General features: G+C 70.4%; 4 protein-coding genes and 2 pseudogenes. 3 read left to right on the top strand and 3 right to left on the bottom strand.

What is annotated here, in order from left to right; all coding sequences use genetic code 11:
* The 3 genes and pseudogenes from IH13_RS0129310 to IH13_RS0129320 all read right to left on the bottom strand — a co-directional run.
* Positions 1 to 347 (bottom strand): annotated as a pseudogene (locus tag IH13_RS0129310) (hypothetical protein); the annotation flags it as partial.
* On the bottom strand, positions 344 to 1,684 hold the full coding sequence (locus IH13_RS0129315; RefSeq protein ID WP_051835968.1) for a TldD/PmbA family protein: 1,341 nt from the start codon (positions 1,682 to 1,684) through the stop codon (positions 344 to 346). The gene IH13_RS0129315 and the pseudogene IH13_RS0129310, both read right to left, overlap by 4 nt.
* A gap of 45 nt (positions 1,685 to 1,729) precedes the next feature.
* Entirely contained in the window at positions 1,730 to 2,698 is a 969-nt protein-coding gene (locus IH13_RS0129320; protein ID WP_031089060.1) for a TauD/TfdA family dioxygenase, read from the bottom strand.
* Between the two features lie 273 nt (positions 2,699 to 2,971).
* On the opposite strand from IH13_RS0129320, the gene IH13_RS0129325 reads away from it, so the two are divergent.
* The 3 genes and pseudogenes from IH13_RS0129325 to IH13_RS0129335 form a co-directional block, all read left to right on the top strand.
* Positions 2,972 to 3,832 (top strand): isocitrate lyase/phosphoenolpyruvate mutase family protein, encoded by an 861-nt coding sequence (locus IH13_RS0129325; protein ID WP_031089062.1) that lies wholly within the window; start codon positions 2,972 to 2,974, stop codon positions 3,830 to 3,832.
* Positions 3,833 to 3,879: 47 nt separating this feature from the next.
* Positions 3,880 to 4,854, top strand: coding sequence for a 2,3-diaminopropionate biosynthesis protein SbnA (gene sbnA, locus IH13_RS0129330; RefSeq protein ID WP_031089063.1), 975 nt, complete (start codon positions 3,880 to 3,882; stop codon positions 4,852 to 4,854).
* Positions 4,847 to 5,228: pseudogene (locus IH13_RS0129335) on the top strand (2,3-diaminopropionate biosynthesis protein SbnB); the annotation flags it as partial. The gene sbnA and the pseudogene IH13_RS0129335, both read left to right, overlap by 8 nt.

Here is a 5,228-nt window from a genome sequence, read left to right on the forward strand (position 1 = left end):
TCGGCCGCTTCGGCGTCCAGGTGCGGCAGCGGGCCGGCGGGGGTGTACGGCGCCGCCGCCGGGGGCGGGGGCGGGGGCGCGGCGGGCGCCGCGAGCGCACGGCCGACCCCGAGGGCGGTGGCGACCAGCTCCGTGTCGGCGGAGTCGGGGGTGTTCTGCACGGCGTAGCCCTCGGTGCCGTCCGCCCACACGGTCAGAGCCGTGGCGCCGGTGGTGACCTCGCTGCGGCGTTCGATCACACCGCCGCGGGAGACCAGTTCGTCGATCCCCTGCCGCACGGTCCACACCTCGGCGTCGGCGCCGTGCCGCGCCGCTTCCTCCACGAGTGTCTCGCTCGCTCGGCTCATCGCCCGGTACCGCCCACGAGGAGCGAGCCGACGCGCAGTGTGGGGCCGACCACGCCGACCGTCACCCACTGCCCGAACTTCCCGCACTTGGCCGCTCCGACGGTGCTGTCGTCGGCCACGGCGTCGATGTCCCTGAGCACCTGCTCCCCCGTTCCCGTGATGGTCGTCTCTTCGACGGGATCGGTGACCCGCCCGTTCTCGATCAGGTGGCCGTTGGTCACCCGGAACGTGAACTCCCCCGTCGACTCGATGACTTCGCCGCCGCCGACATGCTGGGCGTAGATCCCGTACCCGGTGGAGGCGATGATGTCGTCGACGGTCGAGGTCCCTGCCGACAGGCAGGTGTTGGTCATCCTGGGCTGCGGCGGCTGGAGCGCCGTGGTGCAGCGCCCGTTTCCGCTGGAGTCCCGGCCGAGCCGCGCCGCCGACTCCTGGTCGGTCAGGTAGCCGGTGAGCACCCCGTTCTCGATGAGCGTCGTGGGGCCGCCGACGGTGCCCTCGTCGTCGTACGCGTACGAGCCGACCGCTCCGGCCACCGTCGGGTCGTCCCGGAGTGTGACCAGGGGCGAGGCGATGTCCTCGCCGAGCCGTCCGGCGTAGACGGAGCCCCGCAGCACTTCGTCGCCCTCCAGCGGGTGACAACAGGCCTCGTGCAGCAGGACCATGCCGCGGCCGCCCGCCACCACGACGGGCAGCCGCCCGACCGGTGCGGGCCGGGCATCCAGGCCCGCCACCGCGCGGGCGGCCACCTCGCGGCCCGCCGCACGCACGTCGACGCCGCTCAGCCGGCCGCTCACACCGGGGGTGTAGAAGCCGGTCGCGACGCGACCGCCCCGCCGGGCGATCACCCGGACGGTGAGGTAGGTGAGCAGACGGCTCTCGTCGAACAGCTCCCCGTCCCGGACCAGGCACATGTCCTGCTCCCCGAGTTCGAAGTCGATGACGACCTGGGCGACCGCCGGGTCGAACGCCCGCGCCGCCGCCTCCAGTTCGCCGAGACCGGCGAGGGCGGACGACAGCTCCATCCACTCCGGGGCAGCCCCGGAAGCCGCGACGGGCCTGCGGGCGCCGCCCTCACCGGCGTCGAGCCGGGCCACCGTCGGGTCGAGGCCGGAGACGGCCCGGTGCCGGAAGGAGTCGCGCAGGACGTAGCGGGCGGCGGTGGCCTGCCCCCGCTGCACACTGACGTCGCTGACCCGCCCTTCGGCGAACCGGCCGCTGGTGCGGTGCCAGGACTGTGCCATCGCCGACGTGGCGAGGCAGTCGTGCGGGCGCTGCCGGCCCATCTCGGCGGCCAGGTCGTGGCCCACCGCCCGTAGGGTGCTGCTCAGGGGCATGGGGTGCTTCTCCTCGGCTGTCGGTGCTGCGGGGGGCGGGGCGGGCTACTTGGCGGACCACATCCGGAACATGTAGCGGTTGGCCTCGTCGGCCTCGTCGACGGTCATGTCGATCTCCCGCGGCTCGAACCGGTCGTAGAAGGCCGTGCGGGTGTGCAGGAAGCGGTCGTCGGCGGAGACCAGCGTCTGTCCGCGCTCCAGTCGGATGCGGTACTGCACGGACGACTGGTCGAGGACCGCGTCGAAGAAGTCGAGGGCGTCCCGCTGCTCCGCGGTGATCGGCTCGCCCTTCTTCTCGTGGGCGACCTCGATGTACGTGCGGAAGTAGCGGACGAGCGGCTCGCCCTCGGGGGTGTAGCGGATGATCGGGGAGCGGAAGAAGCCGGTCTCCCCGGACAGCGCCATGCCCCGCTTCTCGAACCAGAAGTCCTGGGTGAGGATCGCGAGGACGTCGGGGTGCCGCACGAGGACCTCGTGCACCGGCTTGGCGTCGACGAGGATGCTCTCGCCGCCGATGTGGGCCGACTGACCGCAGGACAGCAGCAGGTAGTCGATGGGGTCGACGTCGTTGACGGCGTCGTTGTGCATGTAGGAGCCCTGCTTGGTCTGGTGGTAGCGGGCCCCTTCCTCGATGGTCTTGCGGATACCGCGGTCGTACACCTCGATCAGGCGCCATCCGTCGGTGTTCTGGACCATGGGCCGGCCCAGCGCCGTACCCAGCACCCAGGCGTAGAGGCCCTGTGCGCGGAGGGAGTCGACGCCCTCGACACGGTCGTACACGATGAAGTGCGTGGTCGAGTCGATCACTCCGCGGGAGGCCTCGATCTCCGCGGTGAACAGCGGGAGGGCTCCGAGGTCGACCTCGATGGCGTCGACGCGCCCGGTCGGGTGCAGCCGGCCGAGCTCCGCCACGTGAGCGGCCAGTTCCCTCTGGGTCTGCGGGGAAAAGGCGTGGAGCGCCTCGGCGGGGACTTCCAGGGTGCGCGGTTGAGTAGGCGCGAGCGCGGTGCTCATTGTCTGCGGTTCCTCTCTCGTTCCCGTGCGGCTCCAACGGCCGAGCCAGATGCATTTCAGCACGCTGTCAACTGCTTGACAAGTGATTGACAAGCTTGCCAACCTCGCTCTACCGTCCTGACGGTGCCGGACAACCGCACCACTCGGCACACGCGACGATCCTGAGTACGACCTCTTGGCAACGACTTGCCTTCTTCATGCCTCCACAGGCCCGCCCTACAAAGGCGTAGCGCGATTCATCTCTCGCAGGCGAACGATTCAGGAGATCCAGGCGTGCAGCGAACCATCTATCCTTCATTCCGCTCGGTCCTCGCCGACAACGACGTGGTCCGTGTGGCAGGGGCCAACCACGCCCTGGGCGGCCTCCTCGCAGAAGAGGCCGGCTTCCAGGCGGTCTGGTCCTCCAGCCTCGAGGTGTCCGCGTCCCGCGGGCTGCCCGACGCGAGCATCCTGAGCATGACCGAGTACCTCCAGGCCGCGGCCGACATCCAGAAGGTGCTGCGGATCCCGGTGGTCGCCGACTGCGACACCGGTTACGGCGGCAACCTCAACGTGGCCCACATGGTCCACGAGTTCGAGGCGGCGGGCATCACCGGGCTCTGCATGGAGGACAAGCTCTTCCCCAAGATGAACAGCTTCGTCGCGGGCGGCCAGACGCTGCTCGGGACGAAGGAGTTCGCGAAGAAGGTCAAGATCGCCAAGGAGTCCCAGGCCTCCGCGGACACCTTCGTCATCGCCCGCACCGAGGCCCTGATCAGCGGCCTCGACGTCGACGAGGCCCTGCAGCGCTGCCGCACCTACGCCGACTCCGGCGCGGACGCCGTCCTCGTGCACTCCAAGGCCAGGAGCCGCGACCAGGTCACCGCCTTCCTCGACGGCTGGGACTTCCGGGTGCCGGTGGTCATCGTGCCGACCACCTACCCCGACTGGCACATCGACGACATCAAGCAGGCCGGCGTCTCCGTCGTGATCTACGCCAACCAGGGCCTGCGCGCCACCGTCACCGCCCTGCGCGACACCTACCGCGCGGTCTACGAGAACGGCGACACCACCGCCCTCGAAGGCTCCATCGCCTCGGTCAAGGACATCTTCGCCCTGCAGGGTCTCGACGCCTGGCAGAAGCTCGACAACTGACCGCAGGACCGACCGCAGGGGTGAGCAGACAGAAGCGGACTGGACTCTTGGCAATCATCTCGACAGCGGACGAACTGGTCGACAGCGACGTCTACATCGACCTGGAGCAATCGGTGGGCATCCCGCTCCGCCTCAAGTGCGAGGGCTTCAACTTCGCGGGGTCCGTGAAGCTCAGGGCCGCCACGTCCATGGTCGCCTCGGGCATCCGGAGCGGCCTGATCGACGAGGGCACCACGCTCGTCGAATCGTCCTCCGGCAACCTCGGCGTGGCCCTGAGCGTGGTGGCCGCCGCCCGGTCGATCCGTTTCGTCTGCGTCACCGACCCCAAGTGCAACCCGGCGACGGTCAAACTGATGCGCGCCCTCGGCAGCGAGGTCGTCGTCGTCGACCAACCCGACGAGAGCGGCAGTTACCTCTCCGCCCGCAAGGCCCTCGTCCGCGAGCTCTGTGAGCGCGACGCCGGCTTCGTGTGGCTCAACCAGTACGAGAACCCGGCCAACTGGCTCGCCCACTACGAGAACACCGCCCCGCTGATCGGCAAGCAGTTCCCGGGGCTCGACGTGCTGTTCGTCGGCGCGGGGACCGGGGGCACCCTGTCCGGCTGCGCGCACTACTTCCGGGAGAACCGCTCGGCGGTGCGCGTCGTCGCGGTGGACACCGTCGGCTCGGTCAACTTCGGCATGCCCCCGGGCCCCCGGCACCTGCCCGGCCTCGGTGCCAGCGTGCCCATGCCGTTCGTGGACCCGGCCCTGGTGCACGACGTCGTCACGGTGCCGGAGCGGGACGCGGTGCGCATGTGCCGGCGCCTGGCGAGGCACGGGTTCCTCCTCGGCGGCTCCACCGGAACCGTCGTGAGCGGGGCGGCCCGGTGGCTCGCGGAGCACGACCCCGAGCGGTCCCTGACGGCGGTCGCCATCTCGGCGGACCTGGGCGACCGCTACATCGAGACGGTCTACGACGACGCGTGGGTCCAGGACACCTACGGCATCCTCCTCACGGAACGGGAAGACAGCAATGGCTGAGCAGCAGGCCGGACCTCCGGAATTCTCCGTCGTCCCGGGCGAGGCAGTGCACCGGGCCCTGGCCGGGCGCCGGGCCGACGTCATCGACCTGGTCGAGGACGCCTACCGGCTCCACGGCGAAGGAAGGACGGTGAACCCTCCCTCGTACTTCCTCCGCTTCCCCGACCGGCCGAGCGCGCGCATCATCGCGCTGCCCGCCTCGGTCGGCGGCGAAGTCGGCGTCGACGGCATCAAGTGGATCTCCAGTTTCCCCACCAACCTCGGCCTGGGCATTCCGCGCGCCTCCGCGGTGCTCCTGCTCAACGACCCGCGCACCGGCTATCCCTACGCCTGTCTGGAGGGCTCCGTCATCAGCGCGGTGCGCACCGCGGCCT

This window comes from Streptomyces sp. NRRL WC-3549, assembly GCF_000721935.1.
GTDB lineage: Bacteria > Actinomycetota > Actinomycetes > Streptomycetales > Streptomycetaceae > Streptomyces.